We start from the raw sequence: 26,690 nt of genomic DNA, 5'->3' as shown, positions 1-26,690 counted from the left end.
ACAAAAAAGCCCTACGAAAATAGGGCTTTTTCCGGGTTGCTATGAAGCAACAGAATTACTTCGCGCTGTCGGCAGGAGCAACGGCAGATGCTGAAGCGGTTGAATCAACACTGGCAGCAGCTGAATCAACAACAGCAGCAGCCGAGTCAGCCACAACGGCAGTTGAATCAACAGCCGCTTCTTCAGTTTTGGGTTTGCTTTCGCAAGCGGCCAGCGTCAATACGCTACCTACAAACAGGAGGGCGATAACTTTTTTCATGATACTAAGTCTTGGTGGCTTTAAAGTTTCCAACGCAAAATTAGGTAGTATCTTGGTAATGTGCAATATAGATGGCAGATTATTTTCGTATGGCCTGTTGTATCTTGAAAAAATGCAGTATTGTAATTCTATAGGAATACCTTAGAATACATCTTCGTTCTGGCGTCCCGTCCGAGCCTTTATACGGTCATACATGCCTGTGCTCCGAAAAGTAAGCAGCTTATGACCGAAGAAATTGGCCAAAAAGCTCAAGCCCATACCAACCACGTGTGAGCCCGTTTCCCGCCATATTTTCGACAGGTCAGGGAAGAGAGGATTCGCCACATACTCCAGCGTCAGTTTAGCCACGTACACCTGTACGGCCAGTGCTACTGCGGCGATCATCAGAAATTTAATGGCTTCCCGTTTCGTATTGCCCGTGTTGCCAGCGGCGAAGGCATAACGCTTGGTAGGGATGAAGGTCAGCACGGTGGCGGTGAGATACCCAAACAGGACACTAGTGCTATAATCGATAGCAAACAGTTCCCGGTATACAATTCGGCTAACAAAATTGATCGAGGCACCGAGCAAAGCCGTCAGGAAAAAGGAGAAAAACTCCCGTGGCGCTTTGTGTTTTTCTGTTTGCACGATGCTGATTTCGACAGGCTGCACGTTCGTTGGATTATTGATTACTGGGGCAAAAGTACGCAGCCCCCGTTTGTACTGTTACTTGAAGCCGATCTACTGAGTAAACGGGCTAATTACAGAATGGTTAGATCAACCGCTGAAATAAGCCTGGAGCAATACCAAGTATAATCGTCAGCACCGTAGCGGCAATTAGTACAAAGCGATAAAAAGGAGCAACGCGAATGGTACCCGTATTTCCGTCCCGGAAATACATGGCGATTACCACCCGGAAATAGTAGTAGATGCCAACTGCCGACATGAGCACTGCCACTATAAGAAGCCACACCAGCCCTTTGTCTACCGCCGTTGAAAACAACATAAATTTCCCCCAAAAGCCAGCTGTTAATGGAATGCCGGCCAGTGACAACATGGCTACGGCCATTATAAAGCCAAGTAACGGATTTTGACGAGCCAACCCATTAAAGGCATCATAACTTTCGTCGGGACGAGTCAGTGTAGCCTGGTCACCAACGAAGGCGTCATTGAGGGGGCGGTTCTTTACAACGAGTAGTAAAATGCCAAATGCTGAAATGGTCGAAAGCGAGTAAGCCAGCGAATAAAAGGCAATGGCGCTGTTCGACTGTTGTGACAGACCTACCAGACCAATAAGCAGGTACCCGGCATGTGATATACTCGAATACGCCATCATCCGTTTGAAACTGGTCTGATATACGGCGGTGATGTTGCCAATAACCAGCGTCAGTAAGGTAACGACCGTTAACACCTGAACCCAGTAGCCGTAAACGACCGTAGCACCAAAGCTGACCAATAGAACACGCAGTAGGGCTGCAAATCCCGCCGTTTTTACCACCGTAGACATGAAGGCGGTGAACAGCGTAGGCGAACCGTCATATACGTCGGGGGTCCAGAAATGGAAGGGGGCCGCCGACACTTTAAAGAGCATACCAATCAGCAACATAAACATACCGGCGTAAAGCAGTAGCGGTGAAGTTTGTGCCTTGATCATACCGCCCACTGCATTGCCAATCCCCGAGATGGTGAACGTACCTGTAGCCCCGTAGAGAAGTGCCATGCCGAAAAGAAGAATACCTGTTGCAAACGCACCCATCAGGAAATACTTCAGGGCGGCTTCATTGGAGCGCAGGTTCCGTTTATCGCTACCAGTCAGGATGTACATAGCCACCGACAGGATTTCGATACCCACAAACAACATCAGCAGATTTTCATAGCCGATCATCATAATAGCCCCGACCAGCGAAAACAGCATGATTGCATAGTATTCTGCGGGTTGGGCATCTTCATCGTCGAGTAAACTGCTCGACAAGGCTACGACCATAAACGCTGATAGCAGTACAATCCCAATGAAGACCATCGCCAGGTTGTTGATCACCAGCATGTCGTTGAAATAGACATAGGTTTTGTTCCAGTCGTAGAAGTTGGCTACAGTCGCTACCACGAGGCAGGCCAGTGTGGCAGGCAGCAAAACAGCCCGCGACTTCAGGAAGCCCAGAAACAGCAGTACAATGCCAGAAATAGAAAGGACAACGATGGGAAACATTGGGAAACGAGTTTAAAAGTCTTCTGTCTTCCGTCTTCAGTTGCGCTGCTCAGGTACGTTGCTGGTCGACGGCGGAGCAACTGAGGACGGAAGCCTGAAGACTGAGGACATCATTTAATGAATTGCAATAAATTGGCCACGGCGGGTTCTGTCAGCTTAAGGAAAGAGGCCGGATATAGACCCATCCAGAAGACAAATACGCAAAGAACCAGCAGGGTATAACTTTCTGTACCGCTCAGATCAACCACTGCTTCTGTGCGGTCTGTGGTAGTGCCGAACATACTCTTCTGGTACATCCGAAGCATATACACAGCACCGAAGATGATGGTCAACCCGGCAACCAGACCCATGTAGTGGTTATAGGCGTAGACACCTGCCAGCAGCAGAAATTCACCTACGAAGCCATTTGTTAACGGAAGGGCCACGCTGCCAAGCAGTATGATCATGAAATAGACCGTTAGCTTCGGGGTGCTGCGTGTGATACCACCAAGCTGGTCGAGCTGGCGGGTGCCTGTACGTTGCAGAATCAGTTCGGCAATAAAAAACAGGCCGACCACATTGATACCGTGAGCCAACATCTGAATCAGGGCCCCCTGTAAGCCCATTTCAGAACGGGAAAACACGCCTGCTGCCATTAAGCCTACGTGCGAGAAAGAAGAGTAGGCGATGAGCCGCTTCATGTCGCGTTGACGAATAGCGATAATGGCCCCGTAAACAATGCCGATAATCGACAGGGTGATAGCGAGGCTACCCCACCGGTCAACGCCAGCTGGAACAATGGGGAGTAACAGGCGAATAAGGCCGTATACGCCCATTTTTAGCATGATACCAGCCAGCAACATCGTAGCTGGGGTAGGTGATTCAACGTATGTGTCTGGCTGCCAGGTATGGAAAGGAAATACTGGCATCTTAACGGCGAAGGCAATGAAAAACGCCCAGAAAATCCATCCCTGTTGGGCCGGACTGAGATTCAGCGCGTACAGATCGGCAATAGCTGCGCTGTGTACGCCAGTTGTTGTTGTTGGCGTGTTGGCATATAAATAAACCAGGCCAACCAGCATCAGCAGGCTACCGAAGATGGTATAAACAAAGAATTTGAACGTAACCTTGATACGGTTCTCGCCGCCCCACATAGCCGCCAGGAAATAGATAGGAATCAGCGCGGCTTCAAAGAACAGGTAGAAGAGAAACCCGTCGCGGGCCACAAATACGCCCATCAGCGCTGCCTGCATGAACAGCATCAACGCATAAAATGAGTTAGGGCGATCGTAGGTCTGCTTGAACGTCGACAGAACGATCAGGGGCGTTACCAATCCGGTTAGCACTACAGGTAACAGACTGATACCATCGATGGCACCACTGAATCGAATGCCGCTTTTACCATCGGCGGCATTGAACAGCCAGGCATAATCGAAGCCAAACTGGAAATCGGCGTTGGCGCTGAAAGTGAAAAACACATAAGCAGCTAAGGCCAGTTCAACCAACGTACCCACCAGAGCGGTAATTCGGGCCAGTTCACGGGGCAGAAAGAGTACCGCTATGGCCGCTACGATGGGGCAAAGAATCAGGGATAACGTAAGCATGGTTAGGTAGCTGTAACGGTTATTTCCCGCCAATGAAGGGGAGAGTAAAGAAGCGAAGGGCAACAAGGAGGGTAATGCTGAGTACCATCAGCAGTACATACAAACTGATGGAACCACTTTGCACGCGCCGAAGAGCAGTTGAACTCCCGCGTACAGCGAAAGCTACGCCACCCACTACTGCGTCGATAGCGAACTCACCCAAACTATAGAAGGCATCGCCCAGGGCCCGGACAGGTCGGATAATCAGGCCCTCGTAGAATTCGTCGATGTAGTATTTGCCGTAGATGACCTGTTGCGGTACTGAACGAGCTTCCGAATCGGGGGCAGGTACGGCAGCGTTCTTCACATACATGACGTAAGCCCCGATGGCAGCCATCAGCGCAATACCAGCCGAGATGCCCATCAACAGCATTTCAGTGCCGTGGTCGAGGGCATTAGCTTCAAAAATAGCCGGATTGGCCTGCCGCGCTTCGTCGAACAGCGGCGACATGAACGCTGCCAGGCGGGCTGAACCACCTAGCACCTCAGGTACGTTCAGCAAACCGCCCAGGGCCGACAGAACGGCTAGTACCATCAGCGGCAATGTCATACTCAGTGGTGATTCGTGCAGGTGATGTTTCTGCTCAGACGTACCCCGGAATTCGCCGAAAAACGTCAGGAATAACAGCCGGAACATATAGAACGAGGTCATAGCCGAGCCAATCACACCCAATACCCACATCACTTTGCTGTGTTCAAATACGTGGGCCAGGATTTCGTCTTTCGAAAAGAAACCGGCGAAGGGTGGAATACCGGCAATAGCAATGGTACCGATCAGGAAGGTCCAGAACGTGATGGGCAGCGCTTTACGCAGACCACCCATGTTGCGGATATCCTGCTCGTCGGACATGGCGTGAATGACGCTACCCGCACCCAGGAAGAGCAGCGCTTTGAAGAACGCGTGCGTGATGACATGGAACATGCTGGCGGTATAGGCCGTAGCACCCAGTCCCATGAACATATAGCCCAACTGCGACACGGTCGAGTAAGCCAGGACTTTCTTGATGTCGTTCTGCAACAGACCAATCGACGCGGCAAGCAGCGCCGTAGCAATGGCAATGCCGCCAATGATATCGAGCGTCAGTGGGGCTAATGAGAAGAGGACATTGGCGCGAACCACCATGTAGATGCCCGCTGTCACCATCGTGGCGGCGTGGATCAGGGCTGATACCGGCGTTGGACCAGCCATGGCGTCGGGTAGCCAGGTATACAGTGGGATCTGGGCTGATTTGCCCATTGCACCAACGAACAGCAGAAGTGTAATGGCCAGGATCACCTTGTCGTTGACCTCCATACCCACTGCCTGGGTAAACACATCGGTGTACTCAACCGAGCCAAACGTGGCCATGATCGTGAAGATGCCGAGCAGAAAGCCCAGATCACCAATACGGTTCATGACGAAAGCCTTCCGGGCGGCGTTGTTGTAGCTGGTATTGGTGTTCCAGAAGCCGATAAGCAGGTATGAGCATAGCCCGACACCTTCCCAGCCGATAAACATGATGACGAAGTTCGACCCCAGCACCAGCAACAGCATGAAGAACAGGAACAGGTTCAGAAAGGCCATGAACTTACCGTAGCCTGCATCGTGGTGCATGTAACCAACGCTGTACAGGTGAATCAGCGAGCCAATGCCTGTCACGATGGTAAGCATCAGCATAGTCAGCTGATCGATCTGAAACGAAAAGTTGATATGGAATTCACCGACGCTGATCCAGTCAAATAAAACCGACTTGATCACGGCGTCGTCGCCCGCTCCGAAAGCCCTCCAAAGCAGACAAACGCAGACAAACGCCAGCACTGGACCTGCCAGGCCAATAATGCCGACTAATGATGAAGGTACCTTACGGAACCCCAGGCCGTTGATGGTAAAACCCAGAAGGGGAAGAAGAGGTATTAACAGACAGAGTAGATCGGTAGACATAAGAACCTGAAGGTTCGAGTTCAGGTGTCAAGCTTCAGGTTTCACGTGCTTTGCTTATCACCTTGTTATTGGTGTAGCAGCGCGCCTGAAACCTGAAGCTTGACACCTGAAACTCTTTTTACCATTTTAATTTATTCAGCACGCCGATATCCGTCGTGCGGAGGTTACGATAAATCATAACAATGATGGCGAGACCGACAGATACTTCGGCGGCGGCAACGGCCATAATAAAGAAAACGAATACCTGCCCCGTTGGATCAGAGCGATAAGACGAGAAGGCGATGAGAAGAGTATTCACGGCGTTGAGCATCAGTTCAATCGACATGAACATAACGATGGCATTGCGCCGGGTCAGCACACCGATGATGCCGATGACAAACAGAGCGGTGCTGAAGATGAGGTAATAATTCAGAGGAATTTGCTGGATTACTTCCGGAATGGTAGCCGCTGCGTCAATTGGTTGCATAAAAGCTGTGAATGGAACGTTCGGGCAAAGGTAGAAGAAAATCTATTTTTTCCCGTTTAAGGCACCGGTGAACATCCGCAATCGTATTTCGGTGAAGCGGCGTTTGGTGTCTAGCGAGAAATCGCCTTTCTGGATCCAATCGTAAAATGAAGGTTCTGTTTTAAGTACGTCCAGCACTGCTTTGCCGGCATGTTTACCAAAATTGATGATTTCTTCGCCTTTTTCGTTGAAGACCATCCGGCCGGCCAGATCCACATTGTTGTTGCGGGCAATGGAATCCAGCACGTCCATATCATTATCAATGGTGAAGTTAATCTTGCGCTGTTCATCCCGGATGGTCCGGCCCGTATGGTTCTCCACAATCGAACCCAGCACTTCGAAGGTCGCGAGCGTATCGGCTTCGGCTCCGTGGGCGCCAACCAGTTCTTTGCCGCAGAAGTGGCGATAGGCGGCCGTCAGGTTTCGGGGTTCCATGAGGTGATAGATCCGCTGTACATCTACCATTCGACGATTTTTAATGTCAAAGTCAACGTTGGCGCGTAAAAATTCCTCGACTAAAAGCGGAATATCGAACCGATTGCTGTTGAAACCGGCCAGATCGCAGCCATCCAGAAATTGCGCCAGTGTTTTGGCAACGTTTTTGAAACTAGGGGCGTCTTTTACATCTTCGTCATAAATACCGTGGATCAGGCTGGTTTCGAGCGGAATCGGAATCCCTGGATTGATCCGGTATGTTTTCACGACCAAATCGCCCGGTGCTTTGTCCTTGCCGGGCAGAGCTTTGGCTACGCAGACCTCCACAATCCGATCTTTAGCCGGATTGACGCCCGTCGTTTCCAGGTCGAAAATGGCCAGTGGTTTCTTCAATAAAAACGGATGAGTCATAAGACACGGACAGTACGCCGGGATTGGATGGCACCTACAAAAATAGCGACGCGCTCGACACATCCTGATTAAACATACGAACCCGCCCCCAACGAACGGTGTTTTTTACTTATGACCGAATACCTCAAAGATGCGTTGCGGAAGGCCGCTTCGTTCTGCGCCTACCAGGAACGTACCCAGCAGGAAGTTCGTAAACGCCTCGATGCCTGGGATATCTACGGCGATGATGCGGAAGAGATTATTGCCGAACTCATCACGCAGGGCTACCTCAGCGAAGAGCGATTTGCCACTGCTTTTGCGGGCGGGAAATTCAGAATAAAGGGGTGGGGAAAACGCAAGATCACCCAGGAACTGGCGCAGCGGGGCATCACGGGCTACAACCTCAACAAAGCTCTGGCCGACATTAAGCCCGACGATTACCGCGCCAAACTGACTGACCTGCTGGAAAAGAAACGCCGCCAGGTACGCGATGACAACCCGCTGGTCGTCAAACAAAAACTGGCCCGTTATGCCCTCAGTAAAGGCTACGAGCCAGCGTTAGTCTGGGAAGTACTGGGTGCAGAGGAATAAAAACATGGATTAAACACAGAGAAAACAGAGCTACTAATAAAACTCTGTTTTCTCTGTGTACTCTCTGTTCCTCTGTGTTTAATCCATTTTTTAAAAATCTTCTTCCAGCGAGAACTTAGAACCGTCGTTTTCTTTCGTCGAAGCCATAACACCGGCTTTCTGGTATTCGCCGACGCGCTTTTCGAAGAAATTGGTTTTGCCTTGCAGCGAGATCATGTCCATGAAATCGAACGGATTCGTGGCGTTATATACCTTGTTCAGGTTCAGCGACATCAGCAGGTGATCGGCTACGAACTCGATGTACTGCTTCATCAGCTCGGCATTCATGCCGATCAGTGAAACAGGAAGTGCATCGGTAACAAACTCCTGCTCAATGGTCACCGCGTCTCGAATGATCTGATAGACAGCCTCAGGGTCCATCTGGTTTTTGATATGGTCGGTGTAGAGCAGGCAGGCGAAATCGCGGTGCAGCCCCTCGTCGCGCGAAATCAGCTCGTTAGAGAACGTCAAACCAGGCATCAGACCGCGCTTTTTCAGCCAGAAGATAGAGCAGAACGAGCCTGAGAAGAAAATACCCTCCACAGCCGCAAACGCAATGAGCCGTTCGGCAAAGTTGCCGTTCTCGATCCAGCGGAGTGCCCATTCGGCTTTCTTCTGTACGCAGGGAATGGTGTCAATGGCGTTTAGCAGCCGATCTTTCTCAACAGGGTCTTTGATGTATGTATCGATGAGCAGTGAGTAGGTCTCCGAGTGGATATTCTCCATCATGATCTGGAAACCGTAGAAGCATTTTGCCTCGGCATACTGCACCTCCGACAGGAAATTGACGGCCAGATTTTCGTTCACAATGCCATCGGAAGCAGCGAAGAAGGCGAGCACGTGCGAAATGAAATGCCGTTCGCCATCATTCAGGTTGTTCCAGTCTTTTACATCCTGGCCCAGATCAATCTCTTCGGCAGTCCAGAAGGAGGCTTCATGCTTTTTGTACATCTGCCAGATATCATTGTGCTTGATAGGAAAGAGCACAAACCGGCTTTTATCTTCTTCTAAAATAGGTTCAATTGCAGTTGCTGTAAGCATGCGTAAGTAAGTTTTGAAACGGTTGGATTGACCACAATCAACGATGTGGTGCGGATTGTCTACGTGCTAACAAAAATAACCCTTTCGCCCGCCCGAAGTGCCCTCGATCAGTAATAAATTTAAAAAACCCAATTCTGATTAGAATTGGGTTTTTTAATGCAATGTCCTGTAAATTAATAGAGTATCGGGGCGCCAACGTACCTGAGGGCCTATCCTTTTTACTGTGCGGCTTTCAGCTTGTCGGCCATGCGTTTTTTGAACTTCGCTACCTTCGGTTCCGACACACGTACAATATATGCCTCGTCAGGATGAGCACGATAGTACCCTTGATGGTAGACTTCGGCAGGATAAAACACCTTGAATGGCACTACCTGCGTCACTACAGGGTCGTGATGTTCACCAGTCGCGTTAAAGCGATTAATTGCGGCCTCAATGCTGGCTTTTTCTTCGGGGGTACGATAGAAGGCGATCGAACGGTATTGCGTACCCACATCTGGCCCCTGCCGGTTTAGCGTGGTGGGGTCATGAGCGTACAGGAAGGCTTTAACGAGCGTATCATACGGAATCACTTTCGGATCATAATAGACCTGAACCGACTCAGCATGACCTGTTTCGTTATTGCCAACCTGTTCATAGGTTGGATTTTCCTGTTCACCGCCCGCATACCCTGAAACGGCTTCCCGAACGCCGCGCAGTAGCTCAAACTCTTCTTCAATGCACCAGAAGCAGCCTGCGGCAAACGTCGCGACAGCCTCGCCCGGTTTCAGATCGGGCAGTTTGGCAGGCGACGTATCTTTTACGTGAGATTGGCTGGCTTTATCGGCGCTTTTCTTGGTGAGGCAGGCCGAAACGAAAACGCTTGCGAACAACAAAAGCAGTAAACAAGCTATGGAGCGAAACATAGTCGAATGGATATAAAGGCGGTTAGAACCGCTTCGTTTATTGGATATGGTTGCGGCACAGAGAATCAGACCCAAAGGCCGCGCCCTCTGTAATACTCGCGTCCGATTTCTTCAATCTCTTCAATGGAATAAGATAGCCAGCCCCGCTGTTGGAACTGCCGTAATCGCCGTTTCTCGAACCAGGAAATGCCACCATCGATCAGCACACCGAAAATGATTAGCCGTTCAAGCGGACGACGTACCTCGACAGGCGCTTCGGCGAGCCGATCCAAAAAATGGCCGGTTGGTTGAATGACTTTCAGGCCGAAGCGATCCATGAGCGTTTCGGTCAGCAACAGGTGCGCATAGTTATACTGGCGTTTCAGGATAGCCACGTATTGGAGCGCCTCGGGAATTAGCTCGCAAAAAGCCTGGTTGTGTTTCCATTCTTCATGCAGGCTGTCCACAAATTCACGGATGGTCAGTGGGGCCATCACCCGAATTTTGGCTTCGTGGATCACTTGATCCGACGCCCATATATTCCAGAACGCATAGATTGGCATACCGGCCAGATCAGTCACTTGCCGCAGCCCAAACCGACCCAAAAGCCGTTTTAACAGGAATTTTAAGACAACATTGCTTAAGGCTGCCTTAAGTTTATTCACCATAAAGAAGGCTGTAAGCCCCCACTGGGGTAGACCAAGATACGGGTTGATCCCAAAGCGTAGCATGCTCCGGTTTTCTTTTTCCTGTGCAGCGTCGGCCAGTGCATGCAGATGCCGCTCATATTGGGCATCGTGTTGGCGGGGAAACTGACAAACGGCCATCACATACCGTACTGCCCGCAAATTGATATACAACAGCGCGTAGATTTCAAGATAGACTAACAACACGCCGTACAGCAACGTAACCAGGGGCAGTTCGTAGGTTGTAGTTAAAATGGGCAAAGCGGTTGGCTCGAAAAAGGCGGGCCATACGTACTGCGGAACATAAAGCAGTACTACACCAAGAATGCCAAACAGACCGGCCATAGCCAGCGTTTGCCAGCGTATTTTTGCAATTACATGGCTTTCCCGGTTGTTCATCACAAACGGTTCGTCGGCAGGATGCGGCGAGTCTAAGGCCCCCCGCAGGTAGCGCAACGCTAACTGGTCAATAGGACCAGGTGTGTTGTCGGGCGGTTGAGTAGACATCGGCAGCGTACGATTCATCAGAATGGTTTGTGGGTATACAACTGTGAAATAGGCGGTCGTGTTTTGAAACGTACTGGAGCCGTTAACTTATTGACACCCACCTGAAAGCTGAATCGGTTATTGGCTTAGTATATAAAACCCATTGATTATCAGTTAAGAGATCGCCAAATTTCATTTTTTAGCAACCATGACCATCGATGATACCTTTCGCACATTGGCGGCTCCTGCAACGGGCGAATTCCGTGATCGGGGCAGTCGATTTCTGGCGTTTGCTTATCCTGCTCATAATGAATCAGTTATACGAAAGTGCCTGGCATTGTTACGCACGCAGCACCCCAAAGCAGTTCACCATTGCTATGCCTATCGGCTTGGATTGGATCAGAACAACTACCGCGCCAACGACGACGGCGAACCAGGTGGCTCGGCTGGTCGACCAATATTGAACGTGCTCTATTCGAAGAACTTAACCAACGTGTTGGTCGTTGTGGTCCGATATTTTGGCGGCACGCTTCTGGGTGTACCCGGCCTGATTAATGCCTATAAAACGGCTACTCTACTGGCACTAAATGAGGCAGAAATGATAGAGCAAACCGTAAACGAGACCTACCAGGTACGTTATTCATTCGAACAGATGAATGACGTGATGCGACTCGTGAAAGAGCAGCAGTTGACCGTTCTGAAGCAGGATTACGATACTGCTTGTGTTTTAGATATAGAAGTCCGCAAGTCGCTGGTCAGTAAGGTCCTGGAGCGACTGGGAACGTTGGAGGGAGTGGAAATTAGTTTGCTGTTTACCGTTTGCAGTTTACTGTTGCTCTGCTAAACCACAATCAGGTACGTTGGCAGGGCAACAGTAAACTGCAAACAGTAAACTGTGTTTACACCTGCTGCAAAGTCTGAAGCCGCCAGTAAAAACCGCCTTCGTTAGCGAGTAGCTCCTGATGGTTACCCTGCTCGACCAGCTGGCCCTGATGCACCACCAAAATCTGATCAGCGTGCTGGATGGTGCTGAGGCGGTGAGCGATAACGAGCGTGGTCCGGTTGGCCATTAACCGGGTAAGCGCTTCCTGAACCAGTTTTTCCGATTCGGTGTCGAGCGCCGACGTGGCTTCGTCTAAAATCAGGATTGGCGGATTGCGTAGTACGGCGCGGGCAATGCTGATGCGTTGCCGCTGCCCCCCCGACAGTTTACTACCCCGATCGCCAATGGTCGTTTGATAGCCATTCGGCATTTTGCGGATAAACTCATGCGCGTTGGCAATGCGGGCCGCCTGCTCTACCTCGGCGTCGGTGGCGTTGCTGCCAAAGGCGATGTTATTGAACACGGTATCGTTGAACAGAATACTTTCCTGGGTTACAATACCCATCAGGTTCCGCACCGAAGTCGTATGGCAATCCCGCAGATCATGCCCGTCGATACGTACCTGGCCGGAAACCGGGTCGTAAAAACGGGGCACCAGATCGGCAAGCGTTGATTTACCACCACCCGACGAGCCAACCAGCGCTACCGTTTTGCCTTTTTCCAGCCGGAAGTTCACGTTCTTCAGTACCGGTGAGCCTTCTTCATAGGCAAACGACACACTATCAAACGTTATATCGCGGTGGAAGCCGGTTAACTGGATCGCATTCGGTTTATCAGTAATGGCGGGTTGTGTGTCAATCAGGTCCAGTACGCGTTTGCCCGAAACCAGGCCCCGTTGCGAACTGCTGATCGCGTTGGAAATATCTTTCGCGGGGCGGGTGACCTGCGAGAAGAGCGCCAGGTACGTGACAAATTCGCCCGCTGTCAGATCCGACTGGCCCGATAAGACCAGCGACCCCCCATAGAGCAAAATGCCCGACAGCACCGTTACACCCATGAATTCGGAGAACGGCGAGGCCAGCTCGCGGCGGTTCGCCAATGACCGAATCGCATCCCGATAGCCCTCATTTTCGGCCTTAAATTTGCCAAGCGTGAACGATTCGGCGTTGAACCCTTTTACCACACGCATGCCGCCGAAGGTTTCATCGAGAACGCTAAGCAGGCTGCTTAATCGGTGTTGCCCCTGTGTGGCGTCGCGCTTCATCCGGCGAACCAGCGATGCAATGATGCCGCCCGAAATGGGAATGACCAGGAAGGCAACCAGCGTCAGCTTTGCCGAGATCGAAAAAAGGGTGATCAGGAAAAAGATGAGCGTAAACACCTCTTTCGAGGCTGCTGACAGCGTGTTGGCGATCGAATTCTCTACCTCCTGCACGTCGGTGGTGATACGGGCAATCAGGTTGCCTTTACGCTGATCGGAGAAATACCCGAGGTGTAATTGAATAGCCCGGGCAAAAACCGTTTCCCGAAGCGTAGCCACCATACGCGCCTTGAACGACTCTAGCTGCCTGACAGATAGATACTTGAATACATTGCTGAGCAGTACAGACGCGACTACCGTAGCACAAACCAGCTTCAGGGCACCCAACTGCCCATGTAAGTGAAACTGCTGCGCGAAATAATAGTTGAACAGATCGATTGGCGACGTACCCAGCGAAAATGCCGGAGCAGGTTGCGCCAGGACAGCCTGTAACTGCTCGGGCGACGACTGCTTGAAGAGAACGTTGAGGAGTGGGATCAGCAGTGTAAAGTTGAGTGTAGCAAAGAGTGCCGCCAACAGCGATGTCAGCATAAACGGCACCAGAAACCGTCCCAGCGGCCTGCCATACGAGAGTAGGCGAAAGTATGTATTCATGAAAATGTCGTTTGTTTCGCGTCGTTAAATACAGTCCGCCGCTGCTGGTCATTACATGGCACCGTCACTAGGTAGTAAAAACAACCAATGACTATTCAGGGAACGCTATGCCTGCGCTGAGGTATCGTAACGACCCGCAACAACGGCCCATACTCAATAACGAGAAGCAGCATTAAATATCTCCCAACTGCGGACGCATCAGAATCTCTTCAAGTACAGCTGTTTTAGGTAGGTTACAGGCGGTCCAGACGGTTTCGGCTACATCGGTCGCCTGCATAAATCGGTCGGAGGGGAGGTCGGTACCTTCCCAACTGGCGGTGAGCGTGGCACCGGGTAGTATGGCTGTAACACGAACGCCACTGGGTTTTAGTTCTTCGCGCAACACTTTACTCATGCCAAGTAGCGCAAACTTCGAGATGCAGTACGACCCCCCGTTGGTGTAGGCCGTGATGCTGGCCGTTGAGCACATCATAATAATATGGCCGTCTCGCCGGGCAATCATAGCACCAACCACACCACGGGTAAGGTGGTAGGCACTGGCCACATTGGTGTTCATCAGTGTCTCGAACGTACCCTCTGCTTCATTTTGAATTTGACCCGGCTGGAACGTACCTGCATTATTGACCAGCACATCTATCGGCCTGTTCAGGCTTTTCAGGTACGTTACCAGGGCATCAACGCCGGCACGTGTGCTAAGGTCGGCGGCGAAGGGAATTAGTCCGGGTCCTTCTATTCCATCAACGTTGCGGGCGCAAAGCACGGCATCGAAACCGCGGTCTGCGAATATATCGACAATGGCCCGGCCAATACCTTTCGAGCCGCCGGTTACCACAATGAGTTTTTTCATGCCGTAAAGTTCGGCCATTCGGCTATTAAACGGAAACAGAGGCCGAAACCATTCGTCGGCGATGGCCGTTCATTGGCTTAGTGGCCGCGTCGAACAGACTAGTTCGGCCTCTCCCTGTTTTCTCCCTATGGTTACCCTTGGTCGGTATTTTATATTTCTGGGTACGTTGTTTCGCGACCGCGAGCGTATGTCCGTTTACCTGCGCCTGATTCTCGACGAATGCGTCAGCATCGGTGTCAACTCCGTATTTATTGTGGCTATCGTTGCTTCGTTTATTGGCGCCGTTACCTGCGTGCAAACAGCCTACAACCTGGATAACCCGTTTGTGCCGCGCAACATTATCGCGTTCATTGTGCGCGATAGCACCATTCTCGAATTTGCACCAACCATCAGCAGTATTGTACTCGCCGGCAAGGTTGGGTCTAACATTGCTGGCCAGTTGGGTACGATGCGGGTCACCGAACAGATTGATGCACTGGAGGTAATGGGTATTAATTCAAGCTCCTACCTGGTGTTGCCCAAAGTGATTGGGGCCATGCTCATGTTTCCTTTGTTGACCATACTGGCGGCGTTTCTGGGCATTCTGGGCGGGTATCTGGCCGGGGTACTGGTGGGCGTAATCTCGCACGAAGATTTCATTTCGGGGCTTCGTTTCGACTATAATCCGTTTGGTATCAAGTTTGCCCTTATCAAAACGGAAGTATTTGCCTTTCTGATCACGACCATTTCTGCTTTTCAGGGATTCAACGCCAGCGGGGGGGCGCTGGAAGTCGGCAATGCCTCGACCAATGCTGTAACAGCCAGTTGTATATCGGTTATCGTGGCCGACTTCGTGTTAACTCAACTCCTATTGGCCTAATCGAACGATCAAATGCCGGAGGCATTCGACAGCGAAGCATATTATGATTGAGATTAAGGATATTCAGAAAAAATTCGGTGATCGGCAGGTATTGGCAGGTATAGACGGCTGTTTCCAGCCTGGTGAGACCAGCCTGATTATTGGCGGTAGCGGCACCGGAAAAAGCGTATTGCTAAAGTGCATGATCGGTTTGGTAGAACCCGACATGGGCGAAGTGCTGTATGACGGGCGTAACTTCTTAACAGCCGACGATGATACCCGTAAAGCAATCCGTCGTGAAATGGGTGTGCTTTTTCAAGGCTCGGCGTTGTTCGACTCCAAGAGTGTATTTGATAATGTCCGGTTTCCGCTCGATATGCTGACGACAATGTCAGAAGCTGAGAAACTGGACCGGGCGCATGCATCGTTGAAACGAGTGGGCCTTGAAAATGCGGAACAGCGGATGCCGTCGGAGATTTCGGGCGGTATGAAAAAACGGGTTGGTATTGCCCGGGCTATTGTCATGAACCCTAAGTACCTGTTCTGCGATGAGCCCAACTCCGGTCTGGACCCGCTGACATCGATCAAGATCGATCAGTTGATCAAGGAGATCACCGACGAATACAAGATCACGACGGTCGTTATTACACATGATATGAACTCGATGATGGAGATCGGCGAGAAAATCATGTTCCTGTTTGAAGGCAATAAACTGTGGGAAGGGAACAGCGATACGCTGGCTCACTCAGACGTTGACCGGCTAAACGAGTTCATCTACGCCAACAAGCTGCTGCGCGAGATGGAAGGGAAATAGGTTGTCAGTTTCAGGTCTCAGGTTTCAGGTTTCAAGTGCTCTGCTGATTAACCAGTTGGCAGATAGGCAGAGCACTTGAAACTTGAAACCTGAGACTTGAAACCTGAAACTGACAACCTATACCCTACTTAACCGCGACTCCGCTTTTCCGGGTTTTGGCCTTTTCAATGACATACTGGCCTACTTTTTTGCCCATCGCCGACCCCTTTTCAAGGGCCGAGCGGTAGTGGATGCCACCATACAATCGACTGACCGACGCCTCGTTTGCTGCATCATAGAACGATTTAAAGGAACGTACCCCGTGGCCGTACTTGTATTCGGTTGAATCGGTAAACGCAATGTTGTCGCCTATGAGTTGGGTTAATACAGTAGCGGCGGCGGCGGTAATTGTACTATGGCCGCTTGGGTATTCAGGGAAAGGAGGCGTTTGCAGGAACGGCGCCCATTTCGGGTCAACCGACTTATTGATCACCGTTTCGGGCCGGACTGTTTTGCTGCGGTATTTTTCATCCCAGCAAGCAATGAACCCATCAGCCAGCGCCAGTGACGTGAGCGTGTAGGCTTCAGCCATGCGCATCAGGGGTAGCTTCTGCTGGCGGCCAACGGTCTGAGCAATGGCGATCCAGTGGCCACCCGGAGTCATTTTCTTCGACGCATAGCTAACGTGCCCGGCTACGTTCATCACAAAGGCATTGTCGTCCCAGAAATAGGCAATGTCTGACTGATCTTTACTCAGCTTTTTGCCTGTGTCGTAGACTTCCATCAACTCTTTCTCGTAGGGACTACCTTTAGCCATGTTGTAGGTAAGTGGGCGGGGTGGCATAAACTGATTGCAGGTATCCATCACCCAGCAGCGGATGTTGTTCCATTTAGGCTCGGCAGCGTCCATATAGGCCGGTGGAGTAGGCACCCAGGTTCCTTCTTCATTGGTGACGGTGTGCTTGAATCCACGCGTCTGTTTGTAATGATCTTTAGCCGCGTGATCGAGTACGTTTTTCGCTACTGCCTCACCGTAGGCCATTGACCGTTCAATGACATCGCTGGGTACGCCATCCTGCTCGAACTGGTTGTAAAGTCCGGGTTCAAAATCGTCGTAAAAATTGGCTGAGAATGTCAGGGCACGCGCTACGGTCAGAAATGCTTTTGCGCCGGCGATGGGGTAGCAATAATCTTTTCCTGCCTCTGGCTGCGGGCCGGTTTTAAACGTTTTTACCTTTCCGCCCAGCGATTCAAAATCAGGGTTAAACGGCGCCATGGCTTCGTAACCTGCCAGATTGGCGTACCCATAAATACGACTGGCAACAGGTGGCGAAAAAATATCATGGATGATTACTTCCGTCAATTTATTAACACAGGCGTTGTAGCGTTCTGGATCCACCGCCTTAGGCATATACTCTTCGGGCTTTGCCGACTGACACCCCGCCGCCCCTAGCAAGGCCATTGCTAACAGCCAGTTGAGGAGCAATACTTTATTAATTTTCATGTGTTGGTTAGACAAGAGTACCGCACTGGCGGACCGGTCTTACAAAATTAACAGAAAACCCGGCGAAAATGAAAAGGCTTTATAACGCCAAGCGGCCACTCCTTTTCAGAAATGGCCGCTTGGCTATGTTTACAGTTTTCTGTTTGCCGTTTACTGTCGCGCTGCTAACTCACCGCACTTGCAGAGAAGCAGCGCAACAGTAAACGGCAAACAGAAACCTATAAACAGTTTTAATTACTCGGGTTCACGTCGCCTTTCCAGGTGTTGTTCTTCGAGTTATAGTCAGGCAGTTTGCCGTCTGGGTCGATCGTTACCTGCGAAATTGTTGAGGTAGTATTAGCCTGGAAGCTCCAGGTGCCGCCCCGCTGCCAGATTTCGACGGGTAGCTGAACCCGGCTCTTTTTGCCGTTGCTTTCCTGAATTTCTACTACGGCAGGCATGGCCAGCTTGTCGAGGTTTTCGATGGTGATGATGCTGCCTTTTTCAGGTGCCGAATCGGTGTACTTCACGCCTTTCACGCTCTGATCGAGTTTCCAGGTTTCGAAGAACCAGCCGCGCCAGTACCAGCCCAGATCTTCACCCGCGCCGTTTTCCATGCTGCGGAAGAAGTCGTGTGGCGTGGGGTGCTTGAATGCCCAGCGAGCCACGTATTGCTTGAACGCGTAATCGAACCGTTCCGGGCCAAGAATACTTTCGCGCAGAATACGCAGACCCATACCTGGCTTGTAGTAGGCCAGAATGCCGAGGTTACGTGCCGCCTGAACGTCGGGAATCGTCATGATCGGCTCAACGGGTGAATAAAGGGCGGGGGCTACGTCGTGCATCGTACCGCGCTCCCGGTTGTATTCGCCTTTGTTGAACGCCGCTGTCGACAGGAAGTTGATGAAGGTGTTGAAGCCTTCGTCCATCCAGGCGTATTTGCGTTCGTTGTTGCCTACGATCATCGGGAACCAGTTGTGGCCGAATTCGTGGTCTGTCACGCCAAACAGGCCGTCTTTCTTTGAGTTGTGCTGGCAGAAAACGATACCCGGGTATTCCATGCCACCCACGATACCGGCCACGTTGGTGGCTACCGGGTACGAATATTCATAAACGTACCCAGAGTAGAATTCGATGCTGTGTTTGACGTACTCCGTTGACCGGTTCCACGAATCGTTGGTAGCGCTTTCAGCCGGGTAAGCTGACATCGCCAGTGATTTTTTGCCGCTTGGCAGGTTAATCCGGGCTGCATCCCAGACAAACGCTTTCGATGAGGCCCAGGCTACGTCGCGCGTGTTCACACACTTGAAACGCCATACCTGCCGACCCGACTGCTTAGGCCGTGACGATGGGTTTGTTACCTCTTCCTTGCTGCGAATCATCACCGTTTGGTCGCTCTGCTTCGCTTGCGCCAGTCGTTTGATCTGTTCAGCGGTCAGCACTTCAGTCGGGTTCATCAGCTCGCCCGAACCAACTACGATATGATCCCAGGGCACGTCGATGGCATATTCGATGTCGCCGTATTCGAGGTAAAACTCACCCGCGCCCAGGTAGGGCAAGGTGTTCCAGCCCTGAATATCGTCATACACACACATGCGGGGGTACCACTGCGCGATTTCGTAGATGATCCCGTCTTTCCGCTTCAACTGCCCCATACGGTCTGAACCGTACTCGGGAATTTTGAACGAATAACCAATCTTGATCTTTACCACGTCGCCGCCTGGCTTCATCGGCTCAGTCAACTTGATCTGCATCCGGCTATCGCTGGTAATGTTGGCGGCGGCTGTGAACTTGCGGGCGCCCTGCTCTACCTGAACGCTGCTGATACCGTAGCCACCCGCAAAATCTTTATTGCCAAAGCGCCCGCCCTGAATTGGCGTAGTTTTCGCCGCCCGTGACGAATCGCTGAAGGCATTCTGGTCAAGCTGAAGCCACACGTAATTAAGGCTCTCGGGCGAGTTATTTTTGTACGTAATCTCAACCTCGCCCGTTACGGTCTGTGCCACGTCGTCGAGCTTGACGTTGATTTTGTAGTCGGCCCGGTTTTGCCAGTAACGTGGCCCCGGTGCGCCGCTGCCCGTCCGATAGTCATTACCGGGCTGCATGTTAAATAAGGGGTGAAACAACACACGTGGGTCATACCCAGCCGTGGTCGTTGATGAAGTCTGGGCCATACCTTGCCAGCTAAGCAGACAGGCGGCACCAATCAGGAGTTTTTTCATGAACAAAAATGCAGGAATGTCACCCGGTGGGCAACGAACGGATTACTCTGTAAAATTAACAGGCTTATAACGAAATAAAACTCGGTATTGGATAGGCGGCGAAAGTGGCCTTTCGTGCTTTCTTCAAAAATTTCTCTATAGCAATTTTCCAATTCAGAGGAATCTGACGTTTCGGATGTAAGGGTCATTTCAACGCTTCGTACAAAATCTCGGCCGGGTGCTTGGCCGTGCGGTGTGCCCCGTCGTGAATCTGGTGGCGGCACGACGTACCGGCGGCGGCGATAATCACGTCGTCGGCCTGTTTCCGAACGGTTGGCAGCAGCACTAGCTCACCGACTTGCATCGATACGTCGTAATGCTCTTTCTCGTACCCAAACGACCCCGCCATGCCGCAACAGCCCGACGGGATGATGTCTACCGTGTAGTTTTTGGGCAGCGACAAAATACGTTTACCTGGTACCAGCGACGACACCGCTTTTTGCTGGCAGTGACCATGAAGCTTGATCAGCCGTTTTTCGTCGGTAAACAGGGCTGGATCAATGCGGTTGGCATCCAGCTCACGCGCAATGAATTCTTCAAAGGTCAGCGCGTTCTTCGCTAACTCGCGGGCATCGTCGGCCAGCGACGATTCTACAAGGTCGGGATACTCATCGCGGAACGTCAGAATAGCCGATGGTTCGATGCCCACGAGTGGCGTTTCGTCGGTGATAAGGCCCCGCAGATCACGCACGTTCCGGTCGGCCAGTGTCTTGGCATATTTCAGCATGCCTTTCGACAACGCTGCCCGTCCGCTTTCGCCATGAGTCGGGATGATGACTTCGTAGCCAAGCCGCTCCAGCAACATTATTGCTTTCTGCCCAACCCCCACATCGTTAAAGTTGGTGAATTCATCGCAAAACAAGTTTACTACGGTCCGCCGCGCGGTTTTCCGTTTGCTGTTTTCTGTTGCGCTGCTTTGGGGCGAAGCAACAGAAGACTGTAAACGGTAAACTGTAAACCATTTTTTGAGTGTCGTTTTCCCCATTAACGGCATCGTCCGGTCGGGGTGGAAACCAACGAGGCGGTTGGCGATACGGCGGAGCGAGGACGTACCCAGCACGGCGTTCCAGGCCCAGGGTACGTAGCTGGCCAGCCCCGACAGGCGGGCAAAATTGGCGATCAGCCGCGACCGGATAGGTACACCGTTCGCATCATAGTAATGCTGGAGAAACTCAGCCTTCAGCTTTGCCACATCGACATTCGACGGGCATTCCGATTTGCAGGCTTTGCATGACAGGCACAAGTCATAAACCTCTTTGATCTCGTGGTGGTCGAACCGATTCTCTTTTGGCGAGCGGGTCAGCATTTCGCGCAAAATATTGGCCCGGCCCCGCGTGGTGTCTTTTTCGTTGCGCGTAGCCATGTAGCTGGGGCACATCGTTCCGCCCGACAGTTCGGTCTTACGACAATCGCCCGAGCCGTTGCATTGCTCGGTATGTTGAAGCACGGTCTGGTTATTGTATCGGAAGTACGTCTGAAAATCGGGCGTTTGCTGATCGGCTTCGTAGCGTAGATGCGTGTCCATCGGTGGCGTATCCACGATCTTGCCCCGATTGAATATGCCTTCCGGGTCCCAGAGACGCTTTACCTGTTGCATCAACTCGTAATTGTGCTGCCCAACCATTTGCGGAATGAATTCGCCGCGAAGCCGCCCATCGCCGTGTTCGCCCGATAAAGAGCCGTTGTATTTCTTCACCAGCGTAGCAATTTCCTCGGCAATCATCCTAAACTGGCGGTGCCCTTCGGCCGTCTTCAGGTTAATGATCGGCCGTAGATGCAATTCACCCGAACCGGCATGAGCATAGTGTACGGAGGCCATGTTGTGGGTCTTCAGGATCTCGTTAAATTCCCGAATGTAGTCGGGGAGGTCATGCACATCAACGGCGGTATCTTCAATGACGGCCACCGCTTTTTCGTCGCCCGGCAGATTGCCGAGTAAGCCCAGTCCGGCTTTGCGGAGCGTCCAGATTTTTTTTGTGTCTTCGCCAAACAGCAGCGGATAGTGATAGCCCATGCCCGCCGCCCGCATGTCGGCTTCCATCTCGGCTGCGGTCGTTTCAATCTCGGCGCGGGTTGGTTTCGACAGATCAACGACAAGGATGATAGGAAAGCCATTGGTTGGTGTTTTCTGGACGAAAAAGCTGTTTTTGCGCTGTTCCGGGTTTGAGTCGGCCCGCTCCAGAATGATGTCGTCGATCAGTTCAACGGCCTGCGGTTTGTATTTCAGGGCTACCAGCGTAGCCCGAAGCGATTCATCGATGCTGTGGCAATGCACGCAGACCAGCCCCTGTTCTTTTGGGGGCAACGGCACCAGATTGAGCTTGATCTCGGTCATGAAGCACAACGTACCCTCCGAGCCGGCAATCAGTTTGCAGAAGTTAAATGCCTCACCACCTGGCGTAAACGGTTCGCAGTTCAGCAGTTCATCCAGTGCGTAACCTGTATTGCGCCGTTCAATGCTCGCTTTAGGGAACTGGCTGCGAATTTCCTGCTGGTTGGCTGGGTTGGCCAGCATCGCGTTCGTTTTCAGCAGGATCTGATCGATCAGGGTTGCGCTGCCATTTTTCCGGCTGGCCTCGCCAACAGCCTTGGTGAAATCCCAGGCGGTTTGGCTGCTGAACTCCACTTCCGACCCATCGGCCAGCAGCGCCTTCACCGATAGCGTATGTTCGCGGGTAGCCCGGTACACGACTGAGTTGGAACCGCAGGAGTTGTTGCCGACCATTCCGCCGATCATCGCCCGGTTTGCGGTTGACGTTTCTGGACCAAAATACAGCCCATACGGTTTCAGGAACTGGTTCAGTTCATCGCGCACGACACCCGGCTGCACACGTACCCAGCGTTCCTCCGGGTGAACTTCCAGGATCTTGGTGAAGTACTTCGATACGTCAACCACAATACCAGCGCCTACAACCTGCCCGGCCAGCGACGTACCTGCCGTGCGTGGTATGAGCGACACTTTCCGGTCATGCGCCAGTTTGATTAACGCTTTTAGATCATCGACCGATTTTGGCATGGCTACTGCGAGGGGCATCTCCCGATAGGCAGAGGCGTCAGTGGCGTAGAGGGTAAGAAGCGTAGAATCAGTAAAGAAATCGCCCTCAAACGCAGGGGGAGGCAATAGGGGAGAACCGATACGTGTCATGTAATCGAAGGGAGCCAAACGCGCTTGACACGACGAGTTATCAAGTACAGATGACCGTTAAATTAAAGCTATAAAATTAACCAAAACTGGCTCAACAGTGAAATTAAGTCGATGGTCAGATAGGATTATCCTTCGATACTAGATAACAGCAAGGAGATAGGTAATTGGCTATAAATCAAACAGTTTATTATGCGTGCGTATACTCTTGAACCTATGTTGACGTATAAATACAGAATCAGCTTAGCAAAAATTAAGTATTATTTTGCCAGAGCTGCGTATTAATTTATCATAAAAAGAATTTGTACCTAACGTATTATTTCTTGTAATTTGTCGGCTGCTTCATCTATATACTCAATATTTTCTGATCTGAATGCTAGAAGGCGGATGCTTACTGTGTCCTGTAAACACGTCTTCTAAGACAGATTATTAACTAGCGAGGCATATGGATAGGGTAGTAAATACCACTAAAACTTTTACTAACCAATTTTAACAAACCTATGATGGACAACTCCTACTCAGTAGGTTACGCCAATTTTCTTGGGCGTATGCAGTCCGTTCGGTCGTCTCTTCAGTTGGGACTACTGTCGGTGCTCATGCTGCTTCTCACGCTGAGCAGCCAATTATCGTATGCGCAGGATAACAGCGTAGCGGGCAAAGTGTCAGACAACAACGGCCGGGGATTACCTGGCGTTAGCGTCAGTGTGAAAGGCACAACGCGGGGTACTAACTCAGATGCTGACGGTAATTACAAGATCAGTGCATCGAGTGCTTCTGTGTTGGTATTCAGCTTCGTTGGTTTCGAGAGCCAGGAGGTTCGGGTCGGCGGCCAGTCAACTATCAACGTAACCCTCGCAGAAGACAACAAGACGCTGAACGAAGTAGTCGTTATCGGTTACGGTACAGCGATGAAGAAAGATCTGACCGGGGCCGTAAATAGCATTGGTACCAAAGATTTCAACAAAGGGATCACGACCTCTCCTGAGCAACTGCTTCAGGGCCGGGTGCCAGGTGTGGCTATCACACAAAGCAATGGCGAACCAGGTGGTGCCATTAACATCCGTATCCGGGGTACGTCGTCGGTTCGTAACGGTAACAACCCACTCTTCGTAGTAGACGGTGTGCCCCTCAGCGGCGATGAAACATCAGCTGGCGGGGATAACGCTATTGGTAGCTCAGCGCCACGTAACCCGCTGAACTTCCTGAACTCGAATGATATTGAGTCGATGGATATTCTGAAGGATGCGTCGGCTACGGCCATTTATGGGGCACGTGGCGCCAACGGCGTTGTGTTGATCACCACTAAGAAAGGCAAGGGCGCAAAAGGCACCCTGGAGTATTCACCATCAATTGGTATCAGCAACATTACTAAGCGGTACGATCTGCTGAGCGCTGACGAATACGCCAAGCTGCAACCCGCTAATGATAAAGGGGCTCGCGTTGACTGGCAGGACGTTCTGTTCCGTACGGGTGTAACGCAGCAACATAACCTGGCGTATGGTGCCGGTGACAACACGGGGAACTACCGGTTCTCGATGGGTTATCTTGATCAGCAGGGTATTATGCAGCGCAGCTCGCTGAACCGGATAAGCCTGTCGTTCAACGGTAATAAGAAATTTATCAACAACAGATTGAATGTTGGTATTCAGGCTACAGTATCGCAGAACAAAGACGGTAACATTCCGGTAACTGATAACACGGGTTATCAGGGTGACTTGTTGGGTGGTATCCTGAAAACAAACCCGACGCTGCCCATTTACAAGGCCGATGGCTCTTTGGCGCAATCGTCTAACGTAGCTGAGCCAAACCCACAGGCGTTTTTGTCGCTATCGAAAGACAACACGAAAACACTTCGTACGGTAGGTAATATCAATGCAGAATATGAAATCATTGATGGTTTGAAGTTCAAGACAGTACTTGGTTTCGATAAGTCGATGTCGTCACGGAAAGCGGCCTTCTCGAAAGACCTGATCTATCAGGATATCCAGAATGTGGGCCGTTTGTACCTGAATGATATTCAGATCGATAATAACCTGTGGGAGAACTACTTCACGTATAACAAAAAAGTAGGCAGTGTGAATTTGAGCGCCCTGTTAGGGTATTCATACCAGAGCTTTGAGTACTCGTCACAGCGGGTTACGGCTACTAATTTCCGGACCAACAATCTGGATCTGATGATCAACAATGCCGCCTCTGCCGACAATACGAAAGGCTTCGGTAGCATGTTGAACAACACGAGCTACTCGAAAGATGAACTACAGTCGTATTTCGGTCGGGTAAACTTGGATTTCGGTGCCTTGCTGTTGACAGGTACGTTGCGGGCCGACGGCTCGACTCGGTTCGGTACGGGTAATCAGTACGGCTATTTCCCGTCTGTAGCTGCCGCCTACAAACTCATCGAGCAGGGCTTTATCCCTAAAAATGTATTCTCTGATTTGAAGGTACGTGTTGGCTATGGAGTAACGGGTAACCAGGCCATTCCGCACAACCTGTATCAGCAGCGTCAGCGGTATAGCGACTGGAGTTTCAATGCAACCAGCGATAATATTAGCGGTGGTGGTTTGAGCGACGTGTCGTTCCCGAACCCAAACCTGAAATGGGAGTCTACCGGGCAGTTTAACGCCGGGATCGACTTTAGCTTTGTAGGCAATCGGTTGTCGGGTAGCATCGACGTCTACCAGAAAAATACGCGTGACCTGCTCATCCAATCATCCTCCGCTCAGCCAGCTCTGACGCCTTTCGTTTGGAAGAACCTGGACGCCAACGTACTGAACAATGGGGTTGAATTGGCCTTGAACTACGCTGCTGTTGATAAAGCTGATTTTGGCTGGGACGTAAACTTTAACGTTGCCTACAACAAAAACATCGTTAAAAACTACACTGGTCTGATCAATACGGGTGGTATCAACGGCCAGGGTTTAACCGGTGCATTTGCTGAACGTATTGCCAACGAACAACCCCTGTATGCGTTCTTCCTGCGTGAATTTGGCGGTTACGATGAAAACGGTAACTCAATTTATCTGGGTGGCGACGTACAGAAGTTCCTGGATAAAAGCCCGCTGCCAACTGTAACCGGTGGTTTGACCAATAACTTCCGTTACAAGAACTTCACCATGAGTCTGTTCTTCAACGGCGTGTTTGGTAACTACATCTACAACAATACAGCCAACGCCTATTTCACGAAGGGATCGTATAACAACGGCCGTAACGTAACGCGCAACGTACCTGGCCTTGCCGAAGGTGCATTCAACGCGCCAGACGTATCGACTCGCTTCCTGGAGAACGGTTCATTTGTTCGGTTACAGAACGTGAACTTAGGTTACCGGTTCAACCTGGGTAAATCGGCGCTGTCGAACCTGCGTGTGTTCCTGACTGGCCAGAACCTGTTCGTAATCACGAACTACACTGGTCAGGACCCTGAAGTAAATACGAACAAGTCATTGAGCGGTGTGCCTTCTGCTGGTATCGATTACACAGCATACCCACGGGCTCGCACTTTCACGCTTGGTGCCAACTTCACGTTCTAAATCACTGATTTACAACTAAA

At 51.1% G+C, this 26,690-nt stretch carries 20 protein-coding genes; 6 read left to right on the top strand and 14 right to left on the bottom strand.

Annotated features, from left to right (window positions below):
• The first annotated feature begins 41 nt into the window (after positions 1 to 41).
• Positions 42 to 404: a hypothetical protein gene (locus ACAW75_RS01990; protein ID WP_370726988.1), complete on the top strand. Its 363-nt coding sequence runs from the start codon at positions 42 to 44 to the stop codon at positions 402 to 404.
• Here the strand turns inward: ACAW75_RS01990 and ACAW75_RS01985 are convergent.
• The 6 genes from ACAW75_RS01985 to ACAW75_RS01960 all read right to left on the bottom strand — a co-directional run bounded on the left by ACAW75_RS01985 (position 401) and on the right by ACAW75_RS01960 (position 7,338).
• Entirely contained in the window at positions 401 to 910 is a 510-nt protein-coding gene (locus ACAW75_RS01985) for a GtrA family protein (RefSeq protein ID WP_370726987.1), read from the bottom strand. The two genes, ACAW75_RS01990 and ACAW75_RS01985, sit on opposite strands and share 4 nt — an antisense overlap.
• Positions 911 to 1,010: 100 nt before the next feature.
• Entirely contained in the window at positions 1,011 to 2,444 is a 1,434-nt protein-coding gene (locus ACAW75_RS01980) for an NADH-quinone oxidoreductase subunit N (RefSeq protein ID WP_370726986.1), read from the bottom strand.
• Between the two features lie 110 nt (positions 2,445 to 2,554).
• Positions 2,555 to 4,027 carry a complex I subunit 4 family protein gene (locus tag ACAW75_RS01975; protein WP_370726985.1) on the bottom strand — a complete coding sequence of 491 codons (1,473 nt, stop codon included), beginning with the start codon at positions 4,025 to 4,027 and terminating at the stop codon, positions 2,555 to 2,557.
• Positions 4,028 to 4,046: 19 nt separating this feature from the next.
• On the bottom strand, positions 4,047 to 5,987 hold the full coding sequence (gene nuoL, locus ACAW75_RS01970) for an NADH-quinone oxidoreductase subunit L (RefSeq protein ID WP_370726984.1): 1,941 nt from the start codon (positions 5,985 to 5,987) through the stop codon (positions 4,047 to 4,049).
• A gap of 118 nt (positions 5,988 to 6,105) precedes the next feature.
• Positions 6,106 to 6,453, bottom strand: coding sequence for an NADH-quinone oxidoreductase subunit NuoK (gene nuoK / locus ACAW75_RS01965; RefSeq protein ID WP_370726983.1), 348 nt, complete (start codon positions 6,451 to 6,453; stop codon positions 6,106 to 6,108).
• A gap of 42 nt (positions 6,454 to 6,495) precedes the next feature.
• Positions 6,496 to 7,338 carry a 3'-5' exonuclease gene (locus ACAW75_RS01960; protein ID WP_370726982.1) on the bottom strand — a complete coding sequence of 281 codons (843 nt, stop codon included), beginning with the start codon at positions 7,336 to 7,338 and terminating at the stop codon, positions 6,496 to 6,498.
• Between the two features lie 111 nt (positions 7,339 to 7,449).
• Between ACAW75_RS01960 and ACAW75_RS01955 the strand changes: the two genes are divergently transcribed.
• Positions 7,450 to 7,908, top strand: coding sequence for a regulatory protein RecX (locus tag ACAW75_RS01955; RefSeq protein WP_370726981.1), 459 nt, complete (start codon positions 7,450 to 7,452; stop codon positions 7,906 to 7,908).
• A 90-nt stretch (positions 7,909 to 7,998) separates the two neighbouring features.
• Here the strand turns inward: ACAW75_RS01955 and ACAW75_RS01950 are convergent, their stop codons facing one another.
• The 3 genes from ACAW75_RS01950 to ACAW75_RS01940 all read right to left on the bottom strand — a co-directional run bounded on the left by ACAW75_RS01950 (position 7,999) and on the right by ACAW75_RS01940 (position 11,080).
• Positions 7,999 to 8,988: a ribonucleoside-diphosphate reductase small subunit gene (locus tag ACAW75_RS01950; protein ID WP_370726980.1), complete on the bottom strand. Its 990-nt coding sequence runs from the start codon at positions 8,986 to 8,988 to the stop codon at positions 7,999 to 8,001.
• 218 nt (positions 8,989 to 9,206) lie between these two features.
• On the bottom strand, positions 9,207 to 9,890 hold the full coding sequence (gene msrA, locus ACAW75_RS01945) for a peptide-methionine (S)-S-oxide reductase MsrA (protein WP_370726979.1): 684 nt from the start codon (positions 9,888 to 9,890) through the stop codon (positions 9,207 to 9,209).
• Positions 9,891 to 9,955: 65 nt separating this feature from the next.
• On the bottom strand, positions 9,956 to 11,080 hold the full coding sequence (locus ACAW75_RS01940) for an LBF_2804 family protein (protein ID WP_370726978.1): 1,125 nt from the start codon (positions 11,078 to 11,080) through the stop codon (positions 9,956 to 9,958).
• A 169-nt stretch (positions 11,081 to 11,249) separates the two neighbouring features.
• Here ACAW75_RS01940 and ACAW75_RS01935 point away from each other — a divergent pair, with 169 nt between their 5' ends.
• Positions 11,250 to 11,885 carry an IMPACT family protein gene (locus tag ACAW75_RS01935; protein ID WP_370726977.1) on the top strand — a complete coding sequence of 212 codons (636 nt, stop codon included), beginning with the start codon at positions 11,250 to 11,252 and terminating at the stop codon, positions 11,883 to 11,885.
• 55 nt (positions 11,886 to 11,940) lie between these two features.
• Here the strand turns inward: ACAW75_RS01935 and ACAW75_RS01930 are convergent, their stop codons facing one another.
• Entirely contained in the window at positions 11,941 to 13,779 is a 1,839-nt protein-coding gene (locus ACAW75_RS01930) for an ABC transporter ATP-binding protein (protein ID WP_370726976.1), read from the bottom strand.
• Positions 13,780 to 13,951: 172 nt separating this feature from the next.
• Positions 13,952 to 14,626 (bottom strand): SDR family oxidoreductase, encoded by a 675-nt coding sequence (locus ACAW75_RS01925; protein ID WP_370726975.1) that lies wholly within the window; start codon positions 14,624 to 14,626, stop codon positions 13,952 to 13,954.
• Between the two features lie 127 nt (positions 14,627 to 14,753).
• Here ACAW75_RS01925 and ACAW75_RS01920 point away from each other — a divergent pair, with 127 nt between their 5' ends.
• Positions 14,754 to 15,485 (top strand): MlaE family ABC transporter permease, encoded by a 732-nt coding sequence (locus tag ACAW75_RS01920; protein ID WP_370726974.1) that lies wholly within the window; start codon positions 14,754 to 14,756, stop codon positions 15,483 to 15,485.
• A 43-nt stretch (positions 15,486 to 15,528) separates the two neighbouring features.
• Positions 15,529 to 16,278, top strand: coding sequence for an ABC transporter ATP-binding protein (locus tag ACAW75_RS01915; RefSeq protein ID WP_370726973.1), 750 nt, complete (start codon positions 15,529 to 15,531; stop codon positions 16,276 to 16,278).
• 124 nt (positions 16,279 to 16,402) lie between these two features.
• Here the strand turns inward: ACAW75_RS01915 and ACAW75_RS01910 are convergent, their stop codons facing one another.
• The 3 genes from ACAW75_RS01910 to ACAW75_RS01900 form a co-directional block, all read right to left on the bottom strand.
• On the bottom strand, positions 16,403 to 17,761 hold the full coding sequence (locus ACAW75_RS01910; protein ID WP_370726972.1) for a vanadium-dependent haloperoxidase: 1,359 nt from the start codon (positions 17,759 to 17,761) through the stop codon (positions 16,403 to 16,405).
• 230 nt (positions 17,762 to 17,991) lie between these two features.
• Positions 17,992 to 19,962 (bottom strand): M1 family metallopeptidase, encoded by a 1,971-nt coding sequence (locus tag ACAW75_RS01905; protein ID WP_370726971.1) that lies wholly within the window; start codon positions 19,960 to 19,962, stop codon positions 17,992 to 17,994.
• Between the two features lie 184 nt (positions 19,963 to 20,146).
• Positions 20,147 to 23,146, bottom strand: coding sequence for an FAD-binding and (Fe-S)-binding domain-containing protein (locus ACAW75_RS01900; protein WP_370726970.1), 3,000 nt, complete (start codon positions 23,144 to 23,146; stop codon positions 20,147 to 20,149).
• 497 nt (positions 23,147 to 23,643) lie between these two features.
• Here ACAW75_RS01900 and ACAW75_RS01895 point away from each other — a divergent pair, with 497 nt between their 5' ends.
• Positions 23,644 to 26,670 carry a SusC/RagA family TonB-linked outer membrane protein gene (locus tag ACAW75_RS01895; RefSeq protein WP_370726969.1) on the top strand — a complete coding sequence of 1,009 codons (3,027 nt, stop codon included), beginning with the start codon at positions 23,644 to 23,646 and terminating at the stop codon, positions 26,668 to 26,670.
• Positions 26,671 to 26,690 lie beyond the last annotated feature (20 nt).

The organism is Fibrella arboris, from assembly GCF_041321095.1.
GTDB lineage: Bacteria > Bacteroidota > Bacteroidia > Cytophagales > Spirosomataceae > Fibrella > Fibrella arboris.
This window is presented reverse-complemented; position numbering and strand designations above follow the sequence as displayed.